Annotated in this window: 1 protein-coding gene; it reads left to right on the top strand. The window is 63.7% G+C overall.

What is annotated here, in order from left to right; translation table 11 throughout:
- Positions 1-986 (top strand): NAD(P)H-dependent oxidoreductase (locus tag CU102_RS28260; RefSeq protein WP_106714346.1); only part of this gene is annotated, 986 nt, incomplete at both ends.

The following is a 986-nucleotide window of genomic DNA, read 5'->3' on the forward strand; positions in this document are numbered from 1 at the left end:
CTGATCGATGTGGTCATCGATGCGACCGGGGTGCCGGCGGTCGGGGCCGAGATCGGCTTGAAGGCGATGGAGCACGGCAAGCATCTGGTCATGATGAATGTCGAGGCGGATGTGACCATCGGCGCCTATCTGAAAAGCGAGGCCGACCGGCTCGGCGTCACCTATTCGCTCGGCGCTGGCGATGAGCCTTCCTCGTGCATGGAGCTGATCGAATTCGTCTCGGCCATGGGCCATCCGATCGTTGCCGCCGGCAAGGGCAAGAACAACCCGCTCAACATCGATGCGATCCCCGACGATTACGAGGAAGAAGCCAGACGCCGCCACATGAATGTGCGCATGCTGGTCGAATTCGTCGACGGCTCGAAGACCATGGTGGAGATGGCGGCGATCGCCAATGCCACCGGGCTCGTCCCTGACAAGCCCGGTATGCATGGCCCGGCGGCAACGCTCGACCAGTTGTCCAAGGTGCTTGTGCCGGAAAAGGATGGCGGCGTCTTATCGAAGGTCGGTGTCGTCGACTATTCGATCGGCAAGGGCGTCGCGCCGGGTGTCTTCGTCGTTGCCGACATGTCGCATCCGCGCATATCGGAGCGCATGGAAGACCTGAAGATGGGCAAGGGTCCGTACTTCACCTTCCACCGGCCCTATCATCTGACCTCGCTCGAGGTGCCGCTGACCTGCGCCCGGGTCGTGCTCTACGGCAAGGCCGACATGGTGCCGCTGGCCAAACCGGTGGCCGAGGTCTGCGCCGTGGCCAAGAAGGACCTCAAACCCGGCGACAGGCTCGATGCCATCGGCGAATATTGCTACCGCGCGTGGATCATGACCGCGGGCGAAGCGCGCTCGGCCGGCGCCATCCCCTGTGGCCTTTTGCAGGGCGGCAGCGTCACCGCCCCGATCAAGAAGGGCGAACTGATCACCAGCGCCAATGCCGCCCCCGCGCAAGGCTCGAAGATCGTCGAACTCAGGGCTCGCCAGGACAAGCT

The sequence above is a fragment of the Phyllobacterium brassicacearum genome (assembly GCF_003010955.1).
GTDB classification, from domain to species: Bacteria; Pseudomonadota; Alphaproteobacteria; order Rhizobiales; family Rhizobiaceae; genus Phyllobacterium; species Phyllobacterium brassicacearum.